The following is a 22,631-nucleotide window of genomic DNA, read 5'->3' as shown; positions in this document are numbered from 1 at the left end:
GGTCGTGGTGAGTGCTTCGTGGAGCAGTACCTGGACAAGGCCCGCCATGTCGAGGCCCAGGTCATCGCCGACCAGCACGGCAACGTGGTCGTCGCTGGTACTCGTGACTGCTCGCTGCAGCGCCGCTTCCAGAAGCTCGTCGAAGAGGCCCCGGCCCCGTTCCTGTCGGACGAGGTGCGCGGCAAGATCCACGAGTCCGCCAAGCGGATCTGCAAGGAAGCCGGTTACTACGGCGCCGGCACCGTGGAGTACCTGGTGCAGGGCGAGACCGTGTCCTTCCTCGAGGTGAACACCCGCCTGCAGGTCGAGCACCCGGTCACCGAGGAGACCGCCGGAATCGACCTGGTGCGCCAGCAGTTCCGCATCGCCGAGGGCCACGAGCTGTCCGTCACCGAGGACCCGACCCCGCGCGGCCACTCGTTCGAGTTCCGCATCAACGGTGAGGACGCCGGTCGCGGCTTCCTCCCGGCGCCCGGTCCGGTCGTCGTCTACCGCGAGCCCGCGGGCCCCGGTGTGCGCGTCGACTCCGGTGTGGTCGAGGGTTCGGTCATCGGCGGTCAGTTCGACTCCATGCTGGCCAAGCTGATCGTGACCGGTGAGAACCGTGACCAGGCGCTGCAGCGTGCCGCTCGCGCGCTGGCCGAGTTCCAGATCGAGGGTCTCGCGACCGTCCTCCCGTTCCACCGCCACATCGTCGAGAACCCCGCGTTCATCGGCGACGGCGAGAAGTTCGAGGTCTACACCAAGTGGATCGAGAACGAGTGGGACAACCCGATCGAGCCCTACACGGGTGCTGTCGCCATCGAAGAGGACGAAGAGGCGCCGCGCCAGAAGGTCGTCGTCGAGGTCGGTGGCCGTCGCCTCGAGGTGTCGCTGCCGGGTCAGTTCTCGGTCGGCGCCGCCGCGTCCGCGAACGGCGCGGGCGTCGTCCGCAAGAAGCCCAAGGCGCGCAAGCGCGGTGGCGCGGGCGCGGGTGCCGCCTCCGGTGACGCCGTGACCGCTCCGATGCAGGGCACCGTCGTCAAGGTGGCCGTCGAAGAGGGGCAGTCCGTCGAGGCGGGCGACCTTGTCGTGGTGCTCGAGGCCATGAAGATGGAGAACCCGGTCACCGCCCACAAGGCCGGTGTCATCACGGGTCTCGCGGTGGAGGCCGGCGCGGCCATCACCCAGGGCACCGTCCTGGCCGAGATCAAGTAACGCAAGACAATTCGCCAGTGGCCGCTCACCTGCAGGTGAGCGGCCACTCGCGCTAATGTCGTGGCATGGCTGAACCACCGGAGATCCGTATCGGCACCGTCGAGCGCGAGGACGCGATGAAACGGCTGTCGGACCACTTCGCGGCGGGACGGCTCAGCGTGGCCGAGTTCGACGAACGCAGTGGCGTCGTGGCCGCGGCGCTGACCCGTGGCGACCTGGAGCAGGTGTTCACCGATCTGCCGGAACCGGTGGCGGACAAGCCCGCTCCGGCGCCCCGCCGGATGCCGTTCGGGTCGATTCCGCCCGAGCGGATCATGCCGGTCATCCCGATCCTCGCGGTGATCCTGTTCTTCGTGACGCACCAGTGGTGGGTGTTCCTGCTGATCCCGCTGGCGGGCGCGGTGCTGTTCGGGGAGAGCGGCCGGGAACGCCGCAAGCGGGGCGAGCGCCGGGATCGACGACGGCGGCGGCTCGACCGCGGACAGGAGGACTGATGGAACCCATCGAGATCAACGCGGGCAGCTGGTATCTGCGGGCCCTGCGCGCCGACGAGCGCATCGACGACCGCCCGGCCCTGGCCGACGGTGGCATCACCGACCCCGGCTACGTGGACCGCCGCACCGCGGAATGGGCCGACGAGAGCCACTTCTCGTGGGCGGTGTGCGTGCCCACCACCGCCGAACTGGTCGCCGAGATCGGCGTGCGCCCCAATGCCGACGGCACCGCGACCGTGACCGGCTGGGCCCGTACCGGATACGACTCCGCCCTCGAGGACGGCCTGGTCTCGGTCCGCCGTTTCACCGCGGGCGCGCTCGGCCTGGAGCCCGTCGACGCCTGAGATCGTCGTCCGGCTGTCCGGTCCGGAAACCTGATCGAACTCCCGAAAACGTCTGTTCACCAGCGGCGATCGTGTTCGTCCGCCGGAAAATCACTCGTGCCCGGCCCCGGTCGTGCGTCAGTCTGGAATCGCATCCGGAACCGACGACCAGGGGAGGCGGTTATGTGGGAATGGAGCAGACACCAGGCTGATCGGGCGGCGGCGGGATCGTTCACCGCGTGGCGGTTACGCGACCCGGAACCGACCGTGACCGACCCGGCATTCGACGAGACCGACGACGAGGGCGGGGAGGCGGACGACGGCGCGTACGAGGATATTTCCGAGCGCGCCCTCGCCGAGCTGTTCCTCGCGCTCGCGCGTCATTGCGAGCCGGACGGGCCCGGATGGGCTTCCTCGTATCCCACGGCGACTACCGATCTCGCACCGGTCGGGGCAACTCCCCGGGTACGTCCGGAATTGGTTCGGCACCCGACCGCCGGCACGGATGCGTGACTGTCGACGACACTCAGCTGTCCGCTGAAGGCGCGGAGAGGCGGGACGGGTAGCGTCTGGGGGCATGGAGAGGTCGCCGCTGGACGCCGATGTACTGCGCCGGAGCATTGCCGAGTCGCCGGAGCTGGGGTTCTTCTCGGCCATCGAGGTGGTCGAGTCGACCGGTTCGACCAATGCGGATCTGGTTGCGCGGGCCGCGGATTCGAGTGCCGATCGGCTGGTGCTGATCGCCGAGGCGCAGGAGCACGGCCGCGGCCGCCACGACCGGCAGTGGGTGAGCCCCGCGCGGGCGCAGATCGCCATGTCGGTGCTGGTGCGGGTGCGCGGCATCGACCCGGCGGTGCTGGGCTGGCTGCCGCTGCTCACCGGGATCGCGGTGGTGGACGCGGTACGGGCCGAGACCGGTCTGAAGGCGGTCCTCAAGTGGCCCAACGACGTGCTGGTGGACGCGCGCAAGCTGGCCGGCATCCTGGCCGAGATCGCGGCCGTGGGCCCGGATCCGGCCGTGGTGGTGGGCGTCGGCCTGAACGTCTCGCTCACCGATGCCGAACTGCCTGTCCCGCACGGCACCTCGCTGCAGCTGGCCGGCGCGCCCGGCGTCGATCGGACCGCGCTGGCCCAGGCCATGCTGCGTGAGTTCGCGCGCCGCTTCACCGTCTGGGAGGCCGCGGGCTGGGACATCACCGAGCTGGCGGTCGCCTACCGGGAACGCTGCGCCACCCTCGGTGCGCAGGTTCGCGCGGAACTGCCGGGCGGCGAGGTGCTCACCGGAGTCGCCACCGGTATCGACGAGAACGGCCGCCTGCTGATCGGCGACCGCGCCGTCTCGGCCGGTGACGTCACGCACCTGCGCGCCGAGTACTGAGCGGAAACCGCTCCGCCGCACTCGGATTCGCTACTGCTTGTTCCCGCCGCCGTGCGGGCGGCCGCCGCCCGGATTGCCTTGCCCGCCGCCCGGCTTCCTGATGTCGGGCCACAGGTCGGGATTCGGGATATTGGACAGGTCGGGGAGGCCGGGCAGATTCCACGGCACGGTCGGCAGTGGAATGACGGGCCCGCCCGGCGCGGGCTGTTCCGGGGCGGCCGGTTCGCTCGGCTCCGGTGGCGGGAGCTGCTCCTGCACCGGCTGTTCGGTCGTCGTCGGAATCGCTTCCTGGACCGGTGTTTTCGCGATCGTGCCGGGTACCCGCGTCTGCCGGGGCTCGGTGTCGGCGGAGCTCCCGTTGATCCAGACCACGCCCAGTACCAGCGCCGCGACGGCGACTCCGGCGGCGGCGAATTTGCGCTGTCTGGTCCACCCTCGGACGGCCGGGGGCGCGGCGGTGAGCACCGCTATCGGCAGCGCGACGGTTCGCGTGTCCGAGTCGAGTTCAGGTGGCTTGCGTTGTGCGGCAGCGGGTTTCGCCGGAGCGGGCGGGCGTGGCATCGGAATGCTCACGGTGGCCCGGTCGTCGGGTTCCGGTTCGGCGGCGGCCGCCGGGACGGCCGACTCGATGAGCGCGGCGCGGGCGGCGTCCGCGAATTCGCCTGCGGTGGCGTGCCGTTCGGCCGGATTCTTGGCCAGACCCTGCGCGACGACCCGGTCGAGGGCCGCCGGGACGTCGGGGGAGCGCTTGGACGGCGGCTCCGGCACTCGCTCCAGGTGGGCGCGCATGAGCTGCGCGGGGTTCTTGACCCGGAAAGGCCGCTCCCCGGTGAGGCATTCGTAGAGGACGCACGCCAGCGAGTAGATGTCCGAGCGGACCGAGACGGTGCCGTCGAAGCGTTCGGGCGCCATGTAGGCGGGCGTGCCCACCAGCATGCCGGTCTGGGTGATCGCGGTCTGCCCGTCCTGCAGCGCGGTGCCGAAGTCGATCAGATAGGCGACGTCGTCGGGCGCCACGATGATGTTCTGCGGTTTGACGTCACGGTGTACCAGCCCGGCGGCATGGGCCTCGTCGAGGGCGCAGGCGACCTGCGCGATCAGCCCGACGGCCGCGTCCGGGGCCATCGGCCCCTCCCATTCGAGCAGGGCTTCGATATCGAGGCCGTCGACGAACTCGGACTCGATGAACAGTCGCCCCTCGAGCTCGCCGTAGGTGTGCACCGCGACCACGTGGGGTCCGTGCAGCATCGAAGCGGCCCGCGCCTCTCGTTCGAACCGTTCCCGGTATTCGGGGTCGGCGGTCAGCACGGGCGCCAGCAGCTTCAGCGCGACGGTGCGATCCGTCGCGGTGTCGTGGGCACGCCACACTTCCGCCGACCCGCCGCTGCCGAGCAGTTCGTCGAGGCGGTATCGGCCCAGATAGCCATCCCCCAACGGAGTTCCTCTCGTCACACTGGGGGACTACCATAGCGAACCGAATTTATTTCACCCGCGCCGCACGCGGGTGACGGTCATGCGGTCTGCAGCACCCCGCGGGCGGCTTCCCGCGCCAGCAGGCGGTCGCGCTGCTCCTCGAACTTGACGACGTCCTTGCCCAGTTTCTCCACGTACGCGGCCAGCTTCTCGCGCGCCTGCTCACCGGCGGGCCCGAAGTCGTTGCGCTCGAAGACGTTCCAGTTCTTGAGTACCGGCGCGACCACCTCGTCGAGGTGCTGGCGCAGGTCGTAGATGCCGTGTTTGGCCATCAGCGCGCCGTTGCGGCGGAAGTTGGGCATGCCCGATCCGGGCATGACGAAACCGGTGAGCACCCGGGTGATGGCGTCGATCGCCTGATCCGGCACCAGGTCCAGGCCGGCGCCGCAGAGGGTGCGGTAGAAGATCATGTGCAGGTTCTCGTCGGCGGCGATGCGCTGCAGCATGCGGTCGGCGATGGGGTCGTCGCACACGCGGCCGGTATTGCGGTGGGAGACGCGGGTGGCCAGCTCCTGGAACGTCACATACGCGACATTGTCGAGGAAACCGCCCCACTCGTCGGGCGACTGCGCGCCACCGGTCATGTGGATCATGCGGGCCTGCTCCAGCGCCACCGGGTCCACGCCGCGGGTCACCACCAGGTAGTCGCGCATGACGATGCCGTGTCGGTTCTCCTCGGCGGTCCATCGGCCCACCCAGGTGCCCCAGGCGCCGTCCTGGGAGAAGTTCTCGGAGATCTCACGGTGGTAGGAGGGCAGGTTGTCCTCGGTGAGCAGATTGGTGATCATCGAGACCTTGGCGACCTCGGACAGCGTGGACTGCGACGGATCCCAGTCCTCACCACCCATGGCGGCGAAATTGCGGCCCTGATCCCACGGCACGTAATCGTGCGGGTGCCAATCCTTGGCCATCGACAGATGCCGGTTCAGGTTCTCTTCGGCAACGGGTTCGAGCTCGCGGAGTATCTGGTATTGCGTCAACTCTCGGGTCACACACGCCTCCTGTGTCTTGCACACCGGGTGGAGCCTGCTGATGACGAACGGCAAACGCGTGCCGACGATGCTACCGGCAACCGCACGATTGTGCCCCGGTCCCCGGAGCCGCGTGAGGCATTCCGGCATCTCGGCGGGATAGGGTTCGGGCATGGGTTATCCGGAGGAGGCACTGGCCCCCGAAGAGGTGCTGCTCCTACATCGCCATCCGCATTGGAAGATGTTGTTCTGGCCCGCTGTGACTTTCATCCTGATCACGGCTTTGGCCGGATTCGGCGCCGGGGTGGCGGCGCGCAATACCGAGGATGGCCTCCGAACCGGCCTGCTCCTCGGCATTCTCGCGCTGTGGGCGGGGATCGTGCTGTGGCGCAGCGTCGCTCCGCTGATCCGATGGAAATCGACGCATTTCATCGTGACCGATCGGCGGGTGCTGATCCGGCAGGGCGTGCTCACCCACACCGGCATCGACATTCCGATGAACCGGATCTCGAATGTGCAGTTCCGCCATGGGTTGTTCGACCGCATGCTGGGCACCGGCACCCTGATCATCGGGTCGGCGTCGGAGGATCCGCTGGAGTACGACGACATTCCGCACGTGCAGCGGGTGCACAACCTGCTCTACCACCAGGTCTTCGATGTGGTGCAGAAGAATCCGAACGGCGGCGGCTTCTAGGGTTCCGCCGGTCCGTACCCGTAGGCTGATGCCGTGACCGCAGTTTTGCTGGCCGAAGACGACGAGGCCATCGCCGCGCCGCTGTCGCGGGCGCTGGGCCGTGAGGGCTATTCGGTAACCGTGGAGAGTTATGGTCCCGCGGTGCTCGAGCGGGCGCTCGAGGGCGGTCACGACCTGCTCATCCTGGATCTCGGGCTACCCGGCATGGACGGGCTCGAGGTGTGCCGTCAGGTGCGGGCCCGCGGCGCGGAGCTGGCGGTGCTCATGCTGACCGCGCGTACCGACGAGGTGGACTTCGTGGTCGGCCTGGACGCCGGCGCCGACGACTATGTGGGCAAGCCGTTCCGGCTGGCCGAACTGCTGGCCCGGGTGCGGGCGCTGTTGCGCCGCAGCGGAATCGGCGACGAGGCGGTCGAGGTCGGCGGTATCCGGCTGGAGCCGGCGGCGCGCCGGGTGCTGGTGAACGGCATCGAGGTGAACCTCGCCAACAAGGAGTACGAGCTGCTGAAGGTGCTCATCGACCGCGCCGGGCAGGTGGTCTCGCGCGAGACCATCCTGCGCGAGGTGTGGGGGGACGCGGATCTGCGCGGCTCCAAGACCCTGGACATGCACATGTCGTGGCTGCGCCGGAAGATCGGTGACGAGGGTCCGGTGGCCGAGCGGCGTATCGTGACCGTGCGCGGCGTAGGCTTCCGCTTCAATACCGACTAGCCGTTCGAAATCTCTGCCGATCTGATCTGTTGTGCTGTTCCGTGCGCGTGTGAACCCCGAAGCCCCGGCGAAGCGAGGCATCTCGACGATGAGACGCAGGATCCTGCTGTCCATGGTGGCCGCGCTGACCCTCACCACCCTGGTTCTCGGTGTGCCGCTGGCGTTCACGGCCTGGAAGTGGGTCGAGGACATCAGCCGCAACGAGCTGCGCAATCGGCTCAACAGCATCTCCGAAGAGGTGATGCGGCAGGAGCACGACGGCATGGTGTACGGCGAACTGGACACCAAGGCGGTGCGGCTGCTGATCCCGGCCAACGGCAAGCTGACCATCATCTATCCGACCCAGTCGGAGAACAACAAGAAGATCGACATCGGCGCGGAGACGCTGGCCGATCCGCTGGCCGAGTCCTGGTCGATGGGCATCAACGGCTCGCTGCGCCTCGAGATCCCCTCCGCCCCCATGCATTCCATGCAGCGGCAGGCGCTCGGCGCGGTGCTGGGCCTGGTGCTCATCTCGCTGGGCGCGGGCATCGCGGTGGCGGTGGTGACCGCGCGCCGGGTGGCCGACCCGCTGCGGGACGTGGCGGCCCGCGCGGCCCGGCTGGCCATGGGCGACTTCCGCGCCGACCCGCGCAGGCACGGGATCACCGAACTGGATCGCGTCTCCGACGTGCTGGATTCGGCCACCGTGGAGATCGCGGGCCGGCTGCAACGCGAGCACGCGCTGGTCGCCGACGTCTCGCATCAGCTGCGCAGCCGGCTCACCGCGGTGCGGCTGCGCCTGGACGAACTGTCCGCCCACGCCGATCCGGCCGTGGTGCACGAGGCGGAAGAGGCCATGGCGCAGGTGGATCGGCTCACCGACGCCATCGACGAACTGGTCCGCGCCTCCCGCGACGAGGGCGCGGCCGAACGCGACCCGCTGCCCGTGGTGGCCGAATTGCGCAGTGTCGTAGCGGAATGGCGGCATCCCTTCGCCGAGGCCGGACGCAAACTGGTGCTGCTCGGCGACCCGACCCTGAAGGCGCCGGTGACCGGTTCGCGCCTGCGGGAGGCGCTGGCCGTGCTGGTCGACAACGCGCTCATGCACGGCGGCGGCACCTGCACGGTGTCGGTGCGCACGGTGGCGGGCCGCATGGACGACAGCGAGCCGCTGGTGGTGGTGGAGGTCGCCGACGAGGGCGACGGGGTTCGAGATGAGCTGGCGCCGCACATCTTCGACCGCGGCTTCTCGGCGGCGGGGTCCACCGGTGTGGGGCTGGCCCTGGCCCGCGCGCTCATCGAGGCCGACGGCGGGCGACTGGAACTGCAGCGCCGCCGCCCCGCCCTGTTCGCGGTGTTCCTCGGCTCCTCGGGGGTGGCGTCGCGGCCGATCCCGGTGGGCACCGAGCCGCGCTGATTCTTCTATCGGTTCTCTAACTCTTCGTTATCCGGCCCTGAGAACTCGGTTCCTACGTTGGGTCCCGTCATCAGGAACCGACGAGCGATCGTCGACGAAGAACAGGAGATCCCATGCCCACGTTCACCGTTCGCCGCACCGTGACCGCCGGAGTGGTCGGGGCGGCCGCCCTGACCGTGCTGGCCCTGCCCGCCACCGCCGGCGCGGACACCCCCGATTCGATTGCCGGACTGACGGATACGGGCAGTGCGGGCCCCGCCCTCGCCACCCAGCCCGCCGTGCCGCTCGAACCGGGTCTGCCCGCCCTGCCAGGCTCCCCGTCCGAGCCGGGCATGGTGATCATCAAGGACCGCGACGGCAATGTCACCGTGCGCCGGCTCCAGCCCGGTGAGCCGATCGGCCCGGGCGTGCCCGCCCTCCCGGCGCAGCCGGGCGCGCACTTCCCGGGCGGTCCGGTGGTGACGGTGCCGGACGGGCACGCGCCGTCCGACACCATCGTGATCGACCCGGTTCGCTGATCGGGTTCTCTCAGTCCGCGCCCGTATCGTCTGATCCCATGACGGGTCCCCGGATTCTGATCGTGGATGACGACGCCAGGGTGCTGGCCTCGGTGGCGCGGGGGCTCCGGATGTCCGGTTTCGAGGTCGATACCGCGGCGGACGGGGCTGCCGCGCTGCGCCACATCACCACCGACGCCCCGCAGGCCGTGCTGCTGGACCTGAACATGCCGAATCTGGACGGGGTGGGCGTGGTCACGGCCCTGCGCGCGCTCGGCAACGACATCCCGATCTGTGTGCTCAGCGCCCGCGCGGAGGTCACCGACCGCATCGACGCGCTCGAGGCCGGGGCCGACGACTACCTCACCAAACCCTTCGACCTCGGTGAGCTGGTGGCCCGGTTGCGCGCCATGCTGCGGCGGGCCCCCGCGCCCGCGCACGTCGCCGACGATCGGATCGTGGTGGGCCCGCTGACCGTGCTGCCGGGCGCGCGGCGCGCCTCCATCGACGGCCGCCCCCTCGACCTGACCAAACGCGAATTCGATCTGCTCGCCGCGCTGGCCTCGGCGCCCGGGCAGGTCTTCTCGCGGGCCCAGCTGCTGGATCGCGTGTGGGGCTACGACTTCGAAACCCAGACCAAGGTGGTCGATGTGTTCGTCTCCTACCTGCGCCGCAAGCTCGAGGACACCGGCTGCCCGCGCCTGATCCACACCGTGCGCGGCGTCGGATTCGTCCTGCGGACCGAGCCGTGATCCGCGGACCGCGACTGCGTGGCCGGGTGGCACTGTCTCTGCGCGCCCGGGTGGCGCTGGCCAGTGCGGCGACGGCCGCGGTGGTGGTGGCGGTCATGTCGGTGGTGCTGTTCGCGTTCGCGCCCGCCGAGGCGTCGAATCAGGTGGGCCGCATCGTGAGTGCGATCGCGCTGGCCCCCGCCGACACCGTGCACCCGCCGGAACCGGGTGTTCCCGCGCAACCGCTCCCGGGCACTCCGGCACACATGCCGACCGCCTTGCCCGCCCTGCCGACCTCCTCGTCGCCGGGTCTGCTCATCACCCGCATCGATCCGGGCAATCCGAATGCGGAGTTCTCGCGCACCGTGGCCTTGAACGGCGAGCCGGTCGCGCTGACCGTCCCCACCGAGGTCGCCTCGGATTCGGCCACCCGGCAACGCATTCGGATCGTGCTGATCGGCGTCGCCGGGGTGGCGCTGGCGGCGGTGCTGGGCTGGCTGGCCGCGCATCGCGCGGTGGTCCCGCTGCGCCGGTTGACCGCCGCGACGGCCGGGCTCGGCGAGGGCCTGGCGGTGCAGACCCCGCGCCACCCGGTGGCCAGTGAGACAACGGAATTGGCGCAGGCCATGAACACCATGCTGGGCCGCATCGCCACCGAGCGCCGGCACACCGACGAGGCGCTGGTCACCGCCCGCGATTTCGCCGCCACCGCCGCCCACGAATTACGGACCCCGTTGACCGCCATGCGCACCGATCTGCAGGTGCTGCGGTCCATGCCGCTCTCGGCGACCGAACGCGCGGAGATCCTCGACGACGTGCTGAGTGCGCAGAGTTCGGTCGAGTCCACGTTGCACGCGCTGGAACGACTGGCGGTGGGCGATCTCACCACCGAATCCGATTGGGCGGATCTCGATCTGGGGGAGGTGGTCGACCAGGTGGTGGACGATGCCCGGCGGCAGTATCCCGGGGTGACCATCGTGGCCGACGCGGTCGAGCCGATTCGCCTGCGCGGTCTGGCCGCGGGCCTGCGCTCGGTCGTCGACAATGCCGTCACCAATGCGGTCCGGCACGGCGCGGCCGATCGCGTCGAGATCGCGGCGCGCTCCGAGGGCGGTGTCGCGATCCTCACCATCGACGACAATGGCGGCGGCATCCCCGTCGCGGATCGCGAGCGTGTTTTCGAACGCTTCTATCGGGCGAGTGTGACCCCGGGCAGTGGACTGGGTCTCGCGCTGGTCCTTCAGCAGGCCCGCTTACACGGTGGAACCGCGACAATCGGGGAAAGTCCGGCAGGCGGCGTCCGCCTGACCGTCACGCTCAGCTGTGACCCAGCTGCTCTTCGTTGACCAGGTCCTCGAATTCGTCCTGGAGTTCCTGCATTTCGTCCGGGAAGACCCACTTCTTCATGGACCAGAATCGGAATGCCATTTGCAGCAGGTTGCCGACGATGAAGGCGCTGAAGAAGTCCGCGATGTTCTCGACGGTGAAACTCACATTGGGCTGGCGGAGGTCGAACACGTAGCTCGACACCCACAGCGGTAGCGCGGCCAGGCCGACGCCGATACCGCTGACCAGGAAGAACAACAGCGCTTCGTGGTGCTTCTCGCGACCACCGCGCTTGTCGAACGTCCATTCCCGGTTGAGGATGTAGGACACGATGACCGCGACGATGCCCGACATGATGCGGGCCACCGTGGGCTTGGTGTCCATGATCGTCCATTTCAGGACGTAGAAGATTCCGAGGTCGATGACGAACGTGGTCGCACCGACAATCGCGAACTTCAGTAGTTCGTAATGGCGGTCCGCGAGGTCCCGCAGCGGCGCGGGCAGGCGATTGACCACTTCATCGACAAATGACACGGTGCGAGTCTACGTCTCTCGACTCGGCTGTGTCGGGCCGGTACAAATCGGGGCAGCGACCCTTCGGGAGACTCGCCGATACCTGTCACGCGACCCGCGGGGGAGCGGCCGGTGGGTGTCATGACAACATAGTGCAGCGTGAGCGCCCGTTCCTTCGATACCTCCGCGATGCCCACCGTCACCATGATCGGCGGCGGCCAGCTGGCACGCATGACCCACCAGGCGGCCATCGCGCTGGGCCAGCGGCTGCGCGTGCTCGCCGAACGGCCCGACGACCCGGCCGCGCAGGTCACCCCGGACGTCGTGCTCGGCAGCCACCACGATCTGACCGCGCTGCGCAAGGCCGCGGTCGGCTCGCACGCGCTGACCTTCGACCACGAGCACGTGCCCACCGAGCACCTCGAGGCGCTGATCGCCGAGGGCGTGAACGTGCAGCCGCGGCCGCAGGCGCTGATCTTCGCGCAGGACAAGCTGCGCATGCGCCGCAAGCTCGCCGAGCTGGATGTGCCGATCCCCGCCTACACCGAGGTGAACTCGGTCGCCGACGCCGTCGCCTTCGCCGACGAGCACGGCTGGCCCTTCGTGCTGAAGGCGGTCCGCGGCGGCTACGACGGCCGCGGCGTCTGGATGCCCGCCGACGCCGCCGAGGCCACCCCGATCATCGAGGACCAGCTGGCGCACGGGGTCTCGCTGATGGCCGAGGCCAAGGTGGATCTGAAGCGTGAACTGTCGGCCATGGTGGCGCGGTCCCCGTTCGGTCAGGCCGCGGCCTGGCCGGTGGTCGAGACCGTGCAGCGCAACGGCCAGTGCGCGGTCGTGATCGCGCCCGCCCAGAACCTGTCGTCGGCGAAGGCCACCGAGGCCGAGGCGCTGGCCCTGCGGCTGGCCGCCGAGCTGGGCGTCACCGGCGCCATGGCGGTGGAGCTGTTCGAGACCCACTCCGGCGAACTGCTCGTCAACGAGCTCGCCATGCGTCCGCACAACTCCGGCCACTGGGGCATGGACGGCGCCTGCACCGGCCAGTTCGAGCAGCATGTGCGCGCGGTCCTGGACTACCCGCTGGGCAGCACCAAGCCGCTGGCCCCGGTCACCGTGATGGCCAATATCCTGGGCGCGCCCGAAGCCCCCGAGATGTCGATGGACGAACGCCTGCACCATCTTTCGGCCCGCCTCCCCGAGGCCAAGGTGCACCTCTACGGCAAGGGCGAACGCCCCGACCGCAAGATCGGCCACATCAATGTCCTCGGCGACGATGTCGCCGACACCCGGGAGAAAGCCGAGCGCGCGGCGCACTGGATGTCGCACGCGATCTGGACCGACGGATGGGATCCGCACCATGACTGACACCGCCCAGGTTGGCCTCATCATGGGGTCGGACTCCGACTGGCCCACCATGGAAGCCGCCGCGGAAGCGCTGGCCGAGTTCGGGATCCGCTTCGAGGTGGGCGTGGTCTCCGCGCACCGCACCCCGCAGCGCATGCTCGACTACGCCAAGACCGCCGCGGACCGCGGTATCAAGGTGATCATCGCCGGCGCGGGCGGCGCGGCGCACCTGCCGGGCATGGTCGCCTCGGCCACCCCGCTGCCGGTGATCGGCGTCCCGGTGCCGCTGAAGTACCTCGACGGCATGGACTCGCTGCTGTCGATCGTGCAGATGCCGGCCGGCGTGCCGGTCGCCACCGTCTCCATCGGCGGTGCGCGCAACGCGGGCCTGCTGGCGGCGCGCATCCTGGCCACCGCGAACCCCGAATTGCGTTCGCGCATGGAGCGATTCCAGGCCGACCTGGAAACCCTGGTCCTGGAGAAGGACGAAGCGCTGCGGACCAAACTGCTGGGCTGAGCCACCGGGCTCCCGCGCCGGGCTACCGTTGGCGGATGCCCAACGACCAGCCCGCGCGGCCGCGCGCCGACGCGGATTCGACCGAACGCCGATTGACGGTGGTGGACCAGGCGCTGCGGTTGTTCGCCGAGAAGGGTTACGAGGCAACGACGGTCGACGAGATCGCGGAGGCCGCGGGGATCTCGCGGCGCACCTTCTTCCGGCAGTTCCGGTCCAAGGAGGATGTGGTCTTCGCCGATCACGAGTCGCAGCTGACGCAGGCGCGGGCCTTCCTGGAGGCCGCGCGCGGGGATGCCTGGGATGCCGTGTGCGAGGCCGTGGTCGAGGTGTTCGAGCGGTTCACGCAGTGGCGTGACCTCGCGGCCCGCCGTTACGGGGTGGTGCGGCAGGTGCCGACCCTGCGCGAGCGCGAGATCGTGACGGTGTTCCGCTATGAGCGGTTGTTCACCGACTATCTGCGTCGGACGCTGCCCGGGACTTCGGATCTGGCGCTGGTGCAGTTCACCGCCGCGGTGACGGCGACCCACAACTATCTGCTGCGCCGCATGGTGCGCGGCGAGTCCGCGGCCAGTCCGGAGGATCTGCGGTCGGCCCTGGCGGCGATCCCGCGTGGGGGAGCGGGCCGCGAGACCGCGGCGGGTTCGGATCAGATGGTGGTGGCGGTGTTCCCCCGCGATCTGGCGCCTCGGCAGGTCGCGGACCTGCTGGCCCGTCGTCTCGATACGCTGTGAAGTAACCGCGGTGGGGTAATTGACACTGCGTGCCACATCCTTGTGAGGAAGTACTCGCACGTGGCCGCCATATCGCGGCGTATACTTGGCTTCAAATGGCACTGAGTGCCGCATAAGTTGGCGACGACCAGGAGACAACCCCATGGCGGGCAACCCCGATTTCAACCTGTTCCAGCTCGAGGACTTCCACCACGAGCTGCGCGAGGCCATCCGCGGCCTGTGTGAGAAGGAGATCGCCCCCTACGCGAAGGACGTGGACGGCAACGCCCGCTTCCCCGAGGAGGCGCTGACCGCCCTCAACGCGGCCGGCTTCAACGCCGTGCACGTGCCCGAGGCGTACGGCGGCCAGGGCGCCGACTCGGTCGCCACCTGCATCGTGATCGAGGAAGTGGCCCGCGTCTGCGGTTCCTCCTCGCTGATCCCCGCCGTCAACAAGCTCGGCACCATGGGCCTGATCCTGAACGGTTCCGAGGAGCTCAAGACCAAGGTGCTCGCCGACATCGTCGCGGGCAAGATGGCCTCCTACGCGCTGTCCGAGCGTGAGGCCGGCTCCGACGCCGCCTCCATGCGCACCCGCGCCCGTCAGGACGGCGACGGCTGGATCATCAACGGCTCCAAGTGCTGGATCACCAACGGCGGCAAGTCCGACTGGTACACCGTCATGGCCGTGACCGACGCCGACAAGGGCGCCAACGGCATCTCCTCGTTCATGGTCCACAAGGACGACGAGGGCTTCGTGGTCGGCCCGCTCGAGCACAAGCTGGGCATCAAGGGTTCCCCGACCGCCGAGCTGTACTTCGAGAACTGCAAGGTTCCGGGCGATCGCATCGTCGGCGAGCCGGGCACCGGTTTCAAGACCGCGCTGCAGACTCTGGACCACACCCGCCCGACCATCGGCGCGCAGGCCGTGGGTCTGGCGCAGGGCGCGCTGGACGCCGCGATCGCCTACACCAAGGACCGCAAGCAGTTCGGCAAGGCCATCGCCGACTTCCAGAACACCCAGTTCATGCTGGCCGACATGGCCATGAAGGTCGAGGCCGCCCGCCTGATGGTCTACACCTCGGCCGCCCGCGCCGAGCGTGGCGAGAAGAACCTGGGCTTCATCTCCGCGGCCGCCAAGTGCTTCGCCTCTGATGTGGCCATGGAGGTCACCACCAACGCCGTCCAGCTCTTCGGTGGCGCCGGCTACACCACCGACTTCCCGGTGGAGCGCATGATGCGCGACGCCAAGATCACCCAGATCTACGAGGGCACCAACCAGATCCAGCGTCTGGTCATGTCCCGCCAGATCCTGCGCTGATTCCTTTCCGGACGGCGTGACGAACACCCGGAGGCGGCACCGACTTTCGGTCGGGCCGCCTCCGGTCGCTTCGGTCCAGGGTTGGGCTGGACCGAAGTTCGCGTCTACTGGGCCGAGAGGCTGCTCAGCAGATTGCTGATGATGCTGCCCAGCGGCGTCAGCGTCGAGCTGCCGGTGCTGGTCTGCGGCAGGCAGGTGGTGCCCTGCGGCGCGGTCTGCACGACGGTGACCGACACCGGTCCCAGTGCGGTGGCCGCGACGTGCGCCTCGGTGATGAAGAGGCTCCAGGTGCCGGTGGCGGTCCCCGAGGCCGGGATCGACTGCGACGGCGTCCACTGGAAGGTCAGGTCCTGTCCGGAGACCGAGGCCTGCGCGGCCGACCACCAGGTGACATTGGTGCTGGTGTTGGTGGCCTGCAGCACGAAGTTGTTGTCCCCGTACTGGCTCGCCATGGCGGCGGCGTCGGCCGCGGGCAGCGTGACGGTGTAGGTGGTGTCGGCGCAGTAGGCCGTCGAGGTGGTGATGGCGATCTGGGCCGAGGCGGCGGGGGCCATCGCGATGGTGACGGCGGCGACGGCCGCGGCCCCGGCGATTCCGGCGCCCGATCGAGCGAGAACCGACTTCTTCATAAGGATTGTGTCTCCCGAGTTGTCGAAAACCCCTGTGTCGAGGGGGCTCCGGGACACTAACCCGCCTGGTGAAATGTAAATACTTCACACAGCATGGAATCTGCTGTGAATCGCTGTGGACGAATCAACGGTTGCCCGGATGACGCGCGGGATCGCGGCACGTCGAAAACTCTTCAATAGCTGGAGAATTGCTCCGGGAAACGGTTCGCCCTCGATGTGCGGCAGGGGGGTTCGCCAGGGCTTTTCTTTCCCGCTTCCTCAGGTGAAGCACGGATTCGGGGGCTTTTCGGGCCGGGATGCTGGGGGCACTATGGAGCCATGTCCGGAGTCGAAATCAACGACACCTTCGTGCGGCGGACACTGGCCGATGGGCGGGTTGAAGAGGTCGCGTGGACGGAACTGGCGGAAGTGCGCATCATCACCGCGGCGGACGGGCCGTTCGCCGGGGACGTGTTCTTCGTGCTCATCGGGGCGACCGGTAAGGGATGCGTGGTGCCCTACTCGGCCGCCGACACCGTGTTCCTGACGAAGTTGCAGTCGTTGCCGGGGTTCGACGACGCGAAGGTGGGGGAGGCGATGGTGGGCAGCGCCGACCGGCATTTCCGGGTCTGGCAGCGCCGGCACCACCGCGCCAACTAGCGAATCAGGCCACCAGGTCGGCGTATTCGGGGTGCTCGCCGATGTACTTCTCCACATACCAGCAGGTGGGGATGATCGAGAAGCCCTCGGTGCGGGCGTCCCGCAACGCGTACTCCACCACCTGCGCGGCCACGCCGCGGCCCCGGAACTCGGGAAAGGTCATGGTGTGCTGGATATCGCGGACCTTGACGTCGCCGTCGACCCGCTCCGCGTAGTCGGCGTAGCCCGCGAGCGTGCCGTCGAGGTAGATCTCGTAGCGGGTCGCGTCGGCATTGTGTTCCAGCGTGGTGCTCATGACCTGTGTGAACTCCCTTGTGATGCGGATTGTTCCGGCGGGGCGGTCACAGCACCGCACCCGGATTGAGTATCCCGTTCGGATCCAGCGCATCCTTGATCCGGCGGGTGAGCCCCATCACATCGGGGCCGAGCTGGTCGGGCAGCCACGGTTTCTTCAGCCGGCCGACACCGTGTTCACCGGTGATGGTGCCGCCCAGGGCGATGGCCAGATCCATGATCTCGCCGAATGCCAGATGTGCCCGTTCGGATTCTTCCGGGTCCGCCGGGTCGTGCACGATCAACGGATGGGTGTTGCCGTCGCCCGCGTGCGCGATGACGGAGATCAGGACCCGCCGGTTTGCCGCGATCTCCGCGATCCCGTTCACCAGGTCCCCCAGCCGGGGCAGCGGCACCCCGACATCCTCGAGCAGTAGCGGACCCTTGCGCTCCACGGCGGGGATGGCGAATCGCCGTGCCGCGCAGAAGGCTTCGCCCTCCTCCTGATCGTCGGTCCGGAAAGCCTCTGTGGCCCCGGCCTTCTCGCACGCCGCGAGCATGAGGTCGGCCTCGTGCCCGGCGTGCTCGCCCGGGGCGTCGGAACGCGCCACCAGCAGCCCGGCCGCCTGCCGGTCGAGCCCCATCCGCAGCTCGTCCTCGACGGCGTTGATCGCCACCGAATCCATGAATTCCAGCATGGAGGGCCGCAATTGGCCGGTGATGGCCAGGATGGCGTCGGTGGCGGCGGTGAGCGTCGGGAAGCTCGCCACCACCGTGGACTGCGGCGGTTGCGCGGGCAGCAGCCGCAGGGTCAGTTCGGTGATGACGCCGAGCGTCCCCTCGCTGCCCACGAAAAGTTTGGTCAGCGACAGGCCCGCGGAGTCCTTGAGTCGCGGCCCGCCCAGCCGCACCGCGGTCCCGTCGGCCAGCACCACCTCCATGCCGAGCACGTAATCGGTTGTGACCCCGTACTTCACGCAGCACAGTCCGCCCGCGTTGGTGGCCGCGTTGCCGCCGATGGTGCAGATCTCGAAGGAGGAGGGGTCCGGCGGATACCAGAGCCCCTTCGCTGCGACGGCCCGCTTCACCTCGGCATTGAGCAGTCCCGGCTGCACCACCGCGGTCCGCGTCACGGTGTCGACGCTGATCTCGCGCATCTTCTCGGTGCTCAGCAGCAGCGCCCCGTCCTGGGCGGTGGCCCCGCCGGAGAGCCCGGTGCCGGCCCCGCGCGGCACGATCGGCACCCGATGCTCGGCCGCCCACCGCACGGTGGCCGCGACCTGCGCGGTGGTGAGCGGTCGCACCAGCGCGAGCGCGGTCCCGGCATCCGGATCCAGCGCCCGGTCCTGCCGATAACCGCCCAGCACATCCGGATCGGTCACCACCATGCCCGCGGGAAGGAGAGACCGGAGACCGTCGATATCGGAGATTTGGCCCGTCACGGTTTCGAACCTACGCGGTCGGGCGGGCACCGGGGCGGAACCGGACATTCCCGCGCAGTACACTGCCGCGGTGTCCGATGCCAAGCTCGAAATCCAAATGCTGCACGACCGCGTGATGGTCAAACTCAGCCCCGAGGCGGGCGAGCGGCGCAGCAGTGGCGGCATCCTCATTCCCGCCACCGCCCAGGTCGCCAAGCGCCTGTCCTGGGGTGAGGTGTGCGGCGTCGGGTCGCACGTGCGCGCGGTGACCGTGGGCGATCAGGTGCTGTTCAGCGCCGATGACCAGTTCGAGGTGGAGATCCAGGCGCAGGCGTATTACGTACTGCGCGAACGTGATCTGCACGCCGTCGCCAACACCCACCCCGAACACGGCACCGGCCTCTACCTCTGATCAGACCGTTTTGACGATGCCGCCGTCGATGACGTAGTCGGCGCCGTTGATGATGGCGGCTTGCTCGGAGGCCAGGAAGGTCACCAGCGCGGCGACTTCCCGGGCTTCGGCGATCCGCCCCGCGGCGATATTGAACTGGGTGGGCATGGCCGCCAGGAAGTCTTCCTGCGCAAGGCCGTTGGCCGCGGAGAGGCGGGCTCCGAGGCTGTCGGGTCCGCGCCAGATGTCGGTGCCGACCGGTCCCGGTGAGACGGTGTTGACGCGGACGCCCTGCGGGCCGAATTCCTCGCTGAGTCGCTTGCCGAACGCGGTGAGCGCGGCTTTGGCCTCGCTGTAGCCGGCCGGTCCGACCGCGGGCAGGCGGGAGTTGATCGAGGAGACGGTGACGATCGCGCCCCGCCGTTCGATGATGCTGGGCAACGCCGCACGGGTGGTGGCGACGACGCCGAACAGGTTGAGGTCGAACAGTTTGCGCCACTGGTCTTCCGGAATGTCGAGGAAGCCGCCCAGGGTCAGCTGGTCGGCGTCACCGCCGCCGACATTGTTGACCAGGATATCGATTCCGCCGAGCTCGGCCAGCGCCGTCCCGACGGCGGCCAGCGCGCCCGCGGTGGTGCTCAGATCCGCGGAAACCGTGGCCGCCGCGACCTTTTCGAGTTCCGGGGTGATGGTGCGGGCGACGCCGGCGACCCGTACGCCTTCCTCGGCCAGTGCTTCGGCGACGGCGAGGCCGATGCCCCGGCTGGCGCCGGTGACGAGTGCGGTCTTGCCGTTCAATCCGAGATCCATGATCCGTACCTTTCTTGAACTGTGGGTCAAAAACTGGGGTAAAAGAAAAGGCCGCAGGGCTGCGGCCCGGGGTCAGAGGGTGGACAGGGCGGTGTCGATGATCCGGTACAGCGTCTCCGCGTCCGAGACCTTCGTGGTGATGCGGAGTCCGCCAACGGTATTCATCAGGAACTCGCTGTACGCGCGGGCGTCGATCTCGGCCCGGACGTCGCCGTCGCGCTGCCCCCGCTCGATGCGCGCGATGAACGCCTCGACCATGTGCTCGACCGCGACGGTCACCGCGGTGGTCGCCTCGGTGTCGTGCCCGCCGAGTTCCATGGCGGTATTGGCCACCAGGCAGCCCCGTCGTACCGGTTGCTCCAGATCGCTGTCCACGACCAGCCGCATCCAGGCCCGCAACCGTTCCTTGGTGGTGCCGGGCTGGTTCAGCACGTCGTTGGCGAGTTCGGTGCCCATCCGGTCGTAGCGGGCCATGCACAGGTCGAACAGTTCTCGTTTGCTTCCGAAGGCGTTGTAGAGACTGCCTTTCGCGACTCCGGTAGCGTCGGCGAGCTGTGCGGGCGAGGTGTTGGCGTACCCATGGGTCCAGAACGCGTCCATGGCGCGGTCCACTACCGTGTCCGCGTCGAAGCCTCGTGGTCTGCCCATGTGATCGAAACTAGCTGTTTTGAACCTGGAGGTCAATAACTATGGGACTCAAGCTGCTCGTCCGGGGCGCGCTCATCCTGGCCGGGCTGGTGCTGATCTCGACCGGTCTGTACGTGCTCATGAACTCCCGCACCTACCAGGTCGCCGGACGCCTGGTCTCCCGAGTCGACACCACCGAGAAGGTCGTCGCCCTCACCCTCGACGACGGCCCCACCGAACGCACCCCCGAGATCCTTCGGACGCTGTCCGACGCGGGCATCCCCGCCACCTTCTATCTCATCGGCGGTGAACTGGCCACCCATCCGGACGAGGGCCGCGCCATCGCCGATTCCGGCCACGAGATCGGCAACCACACCTACCACCACGAACGCATGATCTTCGTGACCCCCGGTTTCGTCCGCGACGAGGTAGAGCGCACCGACGCCGAGATCGCGAAAACCGGCTACCGCGGCCCGATCACCTTCCGCCCGCCCAACGGCAAGAAGCTGATCGCGCTCCCGTGGTACCTGGCCAAACACAATCGCACCACCGTCACCTGGGACGTCGAACCCGACTCCGGCAAGACCCCCACCACCGACGAGATCGTCACCGAAACCCTCGCGACCGTCCGCCCCGGCTCGATCATCCTGCTGCACACCATGTATCCGGCGGGCGACCCCTCCCTGGCCGCGATCCCCCTGATCGCCCAGGCCCTGCACGATCGGGGCTACCGCTTCGTCACCGTCTCCCAGCTGATCGACAAGCTCTGAAACGCCAACGGCCCGCATCCCTTCCGGGATGCGGGCCGTCGCGATGGAGTCGCGGTTACAGCGCCTTGAGTTCCTCGGTGACCGCACCGACGGACTTCTTGGCGTCGCCGAACAGCATGGAGGTGTGGTCGGCGTAGAACAGCGGGTTGTCGATGCCGGCGAAGCCGGAGTTCATCGAGCGCTTGAGCACGATGACCGACTTGGCCTGGTCGACGTTCAGGACCGGCATGCCGTAGATCGGGGAGGTGGAGTCCTCGCGGGCGGCCGGGTTGGTGACGTCGTTGGCGCCGATGACCAGGGCGACATCGGTGCGGCTGAACTCGCCGTTGATGTCGTCCATTTCCTTCATGGCGTCGTAGGAGACCTCGGCCTCGGCCAGCAGCACGTTCATGTGGCCGGGCATACGACCGGCGACCGGGTGGATGGCGTACTTGACCTCGACGCCCTTGGCCTCGAGCAGGGCCGCCATCTCCTTGACCGCGTGCTGGGCCTGGGCGACGGCCATGCCGTAGCCCGGGACCACGATGACCTGGTTGGCGTAGGCCATCTGGATCGCGGCGTCGGCGGCGGAGGTGGCCTTGGCCTGCTTCTGCTCGCCGCTGCCGGACGCGCCGGGAGCCGTTCCGCCGCCACCGAATCCACCGGCGACGATCGCGGGGATGGACCGGTTCATGGCCTTGGCCATCAGGTTGGTCAGGATGGTGCCGGACGCGCCGACGATCATGCCCGCCACGATCATGGCGGTGTTGTTCAGCGCCAGACCCGCGGCCGCGGCCGACAGACCGGTGAGGGCGTTGAGCAGCGAGATGACGACCGGCATGTCCGCGCCGCCGATGGGCAGCACGACCATCAGGCCGAGGATGCCGGCGAGCACCAGCACCGCGATCATCCAGTACTGCGGCACACCGTCATTGGTGGCGCCGATGCCGATGACCACGGCCGCGGCGATCGCACCGGCGAGCAGCAGCAGGTTCAGCGGCTGCTGCAGGCGGCCCACGGTGATCGGGCGGCCGGACAGCAGTTCCTGCAGCTTCGCGAACGCGATGCAGGAGCCCCAGAACGAGACCGAGCCGATGATGGCCGCGAACAGCGAGGCGATCACGATGTGCACCGACGGCTGCTCGTGCACCTGGGAGAAGCCCTTGGTGTCGAGGAACTCGGCCCACGCGATCAGCGCGACCGTGCCACCGCCGACGCCGTTGAACGCGGCGACCAGCTGCGGCATGGCGGTCATCTTGGTGAACTTGGCGGGCGGCACGCCCAGGCCGATGCCGACGACCAGACCGGCGACGATCAGGATCCAGTTGTTGGTGTGCCGGATGGAGATGAGCGTCGCGACGACCGCGATGCCCATGCCGACCGCGGCGATCCAGTTGCCGCGCACCGCGGTCTTGGGGCCGGTGAGGCCCATCAGACCGTAGATGAACAGCGCGAACGCGGCGATGTAGAGAACGTTGACCAGATTGTCCATG

At 68.8% G+C, this 22,631-nt stretch carries 26 protein-coding genes and 1 pseudogene; 18 read left to right on the top strand and 9 right to left on the bottom strand.

Translation table 11 applies throughout. The features are described 5' to 3' along the window. The 5 genes from ACWEOI_RS33445 to ACWEOI_RS33425 form a co-directional block, all read left to right on the top strand. Nucleotides 1–1,197: ATP-binding protein (locus ACWEOI_RS33445; RefSeq protein ID WP_452362166.1), on the top strand; the 1,197-nt coding region annotated here is incomplete at its 5' end. Nucleotides 1,198–1,262: 65 nt separating this feature from the next. Further along, entirely contained in the window at nt 1,263–1,691 is a 429-nt protein-coding gene (locus ACWEOI_RS33440; RefSeq protein WP_379272310.1) for a DUF1707 SHOCT-like domain-containing protein, read from the top strand. Then, entirely contained in the window at nt 1,691–2,035 is a 345-nt protein-coding gene (locus ACWEOI_RS33435; protein WP_433670971.1) for a hypothetical protein, read from the top strand. The genes ACWEOI_RS33440 and ACWEOI_RS33435 overlap by 1 nt, the downstream gene beginning before the upstream one ends. A gap of 246 nt (nt 2,036–2,281) precedes the next feature. Continuing rightward, nucleotides 2,282–2,527, top strand: coding sequence for a hypothetical protein (locus ACWEOI_RS33430; RefSeq protein ID WP_433670973.1), 246 nt, complete (start codon nt 2,282–2,284; stop codon nt 2,525–2,527). 64 nt (nt 2,528–2,591) lie between these two features. After that, on the top strand, nt 2,592–3,392 hold the full coding sequence (locus ACWEOI_RS33425) for a biotin--[acetyl-CoA-carboxylase] ligase (RefSeq protein ID WP_452362165.1): 801 nt from the start codon (nt 2,592–2,594) through the stop codon (nt 3,390–3,392). A gap of 30 nt (nt 3,393–3,422) precedes the next feature. Here ACWEOI_RS33425 and ACWEOI_RS33420 read toward each other — a convergent pair whose 3' ends face one another. Together ACWEOI_RS33420 and ACWEOI_RS33415 are read right to left on the bottom strand one after the other, a co-directional pair. Further along, complete coding sequence (locus ACWEOI_RS33420; RefSeq protein WP_452362164.1) at nt 3,423–4,826, bottom strand: serine/threonine-protein kinase; 1,404 nt, start codon at nt 4,824–4,826, stop codon at nt 3,423–3,425. 77 nt (nt 4,827–4,903) lie between these two features. Continuing rightward, nucleotides 4,904–5,857: an acyl-ACP desaturase gene (locus ACWEOI_RS33415; RefSeq protein WP_433670978.1), complete on the bottom strand. Its 954-nt coding sequence runs from the start codon at nt 5,855–5,857 to the stop codon at nt 4,904–4,906. Between the two features lie 151 nt (nt 5,858–6,008). On the opposite strand from ACWEOI_RS33415, the gene ACWEOI_RS33410 reads away from it, so the two are divergent. From ACWEOI_RS33410 to ACWEOI_RS33385, 6 genes are all read left to right on the top strand, one after another. Further along, complete coding sequence (locus tag ACWEOI_RS33410) at nt 6,009–6,530, top strand: PH domain-containing protein (protein WP_379272303.1); 522 nt, start codon at nt 6,009–6,011, stop codon at nt 6,528–6,530. Nucleotides 6,531–6,563: 33 nt separating this feature from the next. Next, a complete protein-coding gene (locus ACWEOI_RS33405; RefSeq protein WP_040805082.1) occupies nt 6,564–7,241 on the top strand; it encodes a response regulator transcription factor in 678 nt (225 codons plus the stop codon). Nucleotides 7,242–7,329: 88 nt separating this feature from the next. Then, nucleotides 7,330–8,640 carry a sensor histidine kinase gene (locus ACWEOI_RS33400; RefSeq protein ID WP_452362163.1) on the top strand — a complete coding sequence of 437 codons (1,311 nt, stop codon included), beginning with the start codon at nt 7,330–7,332 and terminating at the stop codon, nt 8,638–8,640. A 113-nt stretch (nt 8,641–8,753) separates the two neighbouring features. Next, complete coding sequence (locus ACWEOI_RS33395) at nt 8,754–9,158, top strand: hypothetical protein (RefSeq protein ID WP_452362162.1); 405 nt, start codon at nt 8,754–8,756, stop codon at nt 9,156–9,158. Between the two features lie 38 nt (nt 9,159–9,196). Further along, nucleotides 9,197–9,889 (top strand): response regulator, encoded by a 693-nt coding sequence (locus ACWEOI_RS33390; RefSeq protein ID WP_433670981.1) that lies wholly within the window; start codon nt 9,197–9,199, stop codon nt 9,887–9,889. A gap of 95 nt (nt 9,890–9,984) precedes the next feature. Then, on the top strand, nt 9,985–11,214 hold the full coding sequence (locus ACWEOI_RS33385) for a sensor histidine kinase (protein ID WP_452362168.1): 1,230 nt from the start codon (nt 9,985–9,987) through the stop codon (nt 11,212–11,214). Here ACWEOI_RS33385 and ACWEOI_RS33380 read toward each other — a convergent pair. Beyond that, a pseudogene (locus ACWEOI_RS33380) lies at nt 11,204–11,728 on the bottom strand (GtrA family protein); the annotation flags it as partial. The gene ACWEOI_RS33385 and the pseudogene ACWEOI_RS33380 overlap by 11 nt on opposite strands. 138 nt (nt 11,729–11,866) lie before the next feature. Between ACWEOI_RS33380 and ACWEOI_RS33375 the strand changes: the two are divergent. The 4 genes from ACWEOI_RS33375 to ACWEOI_RS33360 all read left to right on the top strand — a co-directional run bounded on the left by ACWEOI_RS33375 (nt 11,867) and on the right by ACWEOI_RS33360 (nt 15,599). Continuing rightward, nucleotides 11,867–13,072, top strand: a complete 1,206-nt coding sequence (locus ACWEOI_RS33375; RefSeq protein ID WP_452362161.1) for a 5-(carboxyamino)imidazole ribonucleotide synthase — start codon at nt 11,867–11,869, stop codon at nt 13,070–13,072. Beyond that, nucleotides 13,065–13,568 (top strand): 5-(carboxyamino)imidazole ribonucleotide mutase, encoded by a 504-nt coding sequence (gene purE, locus ACWEOI_RS33370; protein ID WP_433670984.1) that lies wholly within the window; start codon nt 13,065–13,067, stop codon nt 13,566–13,568. Before ACWEOI_RS33375 ends, purE begins: the two co-directional genes overlap by 8 nt. 35 nt (nt 13,569–13,603) lie before the next feature. After that, nucleotides 13,604–14,299: a TetR family transcriptional regulator gene (locus ACWEOI_RS33365; protein WP_433670985.1), complete on the top strand. Its 696-nt coding sequence runs from the start codon at nt 13,604–13,606 to the stop codon at nt 14,297–14,299. Nucleotides 14,300–14,441: 142 nt separating this feature from the next. Continuing rightward, the gene (locus ACWEOI_RS33360) at nt 14,442–15,599 is read left to right on the top strand and encodes an acyl-CoA dehydrogenase (protein ID WP_357097668.1); all 1,158 of its coding nucleotides are present in this window, start codon (nt 14,442–14,444) and stop codon (nt 15,597–15,599) included. A 104-nt stretch (nt 15,600–15,703) separates the two neighbouring features. Here the strand turns inward: ACWEOI_RS33360 and ACWEOI_RS33355 are convergent, their stop codons facing one another. Then, complete coding sequence (locus ACWEOI_RS33355; protein ID WP_357097670.1) at nt 15,704–16,228, bottom strand: hypothetical protein; 525 nt, start codon at nt 16,226–16,228, stop codon at nt 15,704–15,706. Nucleotides 16,229–16,546: 318 nt separating this feature from the next. On the opposite strand from ACWEOI_RS33355, the gene ACWEOI_RS33350 reads away from it, so the two are divergent. Next, nucleotides 16,547–16,867 (top strand): hypothetical protein, encoded by a 321-nt coding sequence (locus ACWEOI_RS33350; RefSeq protein ID WP_357097672.1) that lies wholly within the window; start codon nt 16,547–16,549, stop codon nt 16,865–16,867. Between the two features lie 4 nt (nt 16,868–16,871). Here the strand turns inward: ACWEOI_RS33350 and ACWEOI_RS33345 are convergent, their stop codons facing one another. Together ACWEOI_RS33345 and ACWEOI_RS33340 are read right to left on the bottom strand one after the other, a co-directional pair. Continuing rightward, entirely contained in the window at nt 16,872–17,162 is a 291-nt protein-coding gene (locus ACWEOI_RS33345; RefSeq protein ID WP_379272292.1) for a GNAT family N-acetyltransferase, read from the bottom strand. Nucleotides 17,163–17,208: 46 nt separating this feature from the next. Next, complete coding sequence (locus tag ACWEOI_RS33340; protein ID WP_433673245.1) at nt 17,209–18,528, bottom strand: FAD-linked oxidase C-terminal domain-containing protein; 1,320 nt, start codon at nt 18,526–18,528, stop codon at nt 17,209–17,211. Nucleotides 18,529–18,652: 124 nt separating this feature from the next. Between ACWEOI_RS33340 and ACWEOI_RS33335 the strand changes: the two genes are divergently transcribed. Further along, complete coding sequence (locus tag ACWEOI_RS33335; RefSeq protein ID WP_433670989.1) at nt 18,653–18,973, top strand: GroES family chaperonin; 321 nt, start codon at nt 18,653–18,655, stop codon at nt 18,971–18,973. On the opposite strand, the gene ACWEOI_RS33330 is transcribed toward ACWEOI_RS33335, so the two are convergent. Together ACWEOI_RS33330 and ACWEOI_RS33325 are read right to left on the bottom strand one after the other, a co-directional pair. Further along, the gene (locus tag ACWEOI_RS33330; protein ID WP_433670990.1) at nt 18,974–19,762 is read right to left on the bottom strand and encodes an SDR family oxidoreductase; all 789 of its coding nucleotides are present in this window, start codon (nt 19,760–19,762) and stop codon (nt 18,974–18,976) included. Between the two features lie 72 nt (nt 19,763–19,834). After that, nucleotides 19,835–20,410, bottom strand: coding sequence for a TetR family transcriptional regulator C-terminal domain-containing protein (locus tag ACWEOI_RS33325; protein WP_433670992.1), 576 nt, complete (start codon nt 20,408–20,410; stop codon nt 19,835–19,837). A 41-nt stretch (nt 20,411–20,451) separates the two neighbouring features. On the opposite strand from ACWEOI_RS33325, the gene ACWEOI_RS33320 reads away from it, so the two are divergent. Then, a complete protein-coding gene (locus ACWEOI_RS33320) occupies nt 20,452–21,159 on the top strand; it encodes a polysaccharide deacetylase family protein (protein WP_452362160.1) in 708 nt (235 codons plus the stop codon). 55 nt (nt 21,160–21,214) lie between these two features. On the opposite strand, the gene ACWEOI_RS33315 is transcribed toward ACWEOI_RS33320, so the two are convergent. Then, the gene (locus ACWEOI_RS33315) at nt 21,215–22,630 is read right to left on the bottom strand and encodes an NAD(P)(+) transhydrogenase (Re/Si-specific) subunit beta (protein ID WP_433670996.1); all 1,416 of its coding nucleotides are present in this window, start codon (nt 22,628–22,630) and stop codon (nt 21,215–21,217) included. Between the last annotated feature and the right edge of the window lies 1 nt (nt 22,631).

The organism is Nocardia sp. NPDC004340, from assembly GCF_053602575.1.
The sequence above is the reverse complement of the archived record's forward strand: the minus strand, read 5'-3'. Positions and strand labels throughout refer to the sequence as shown.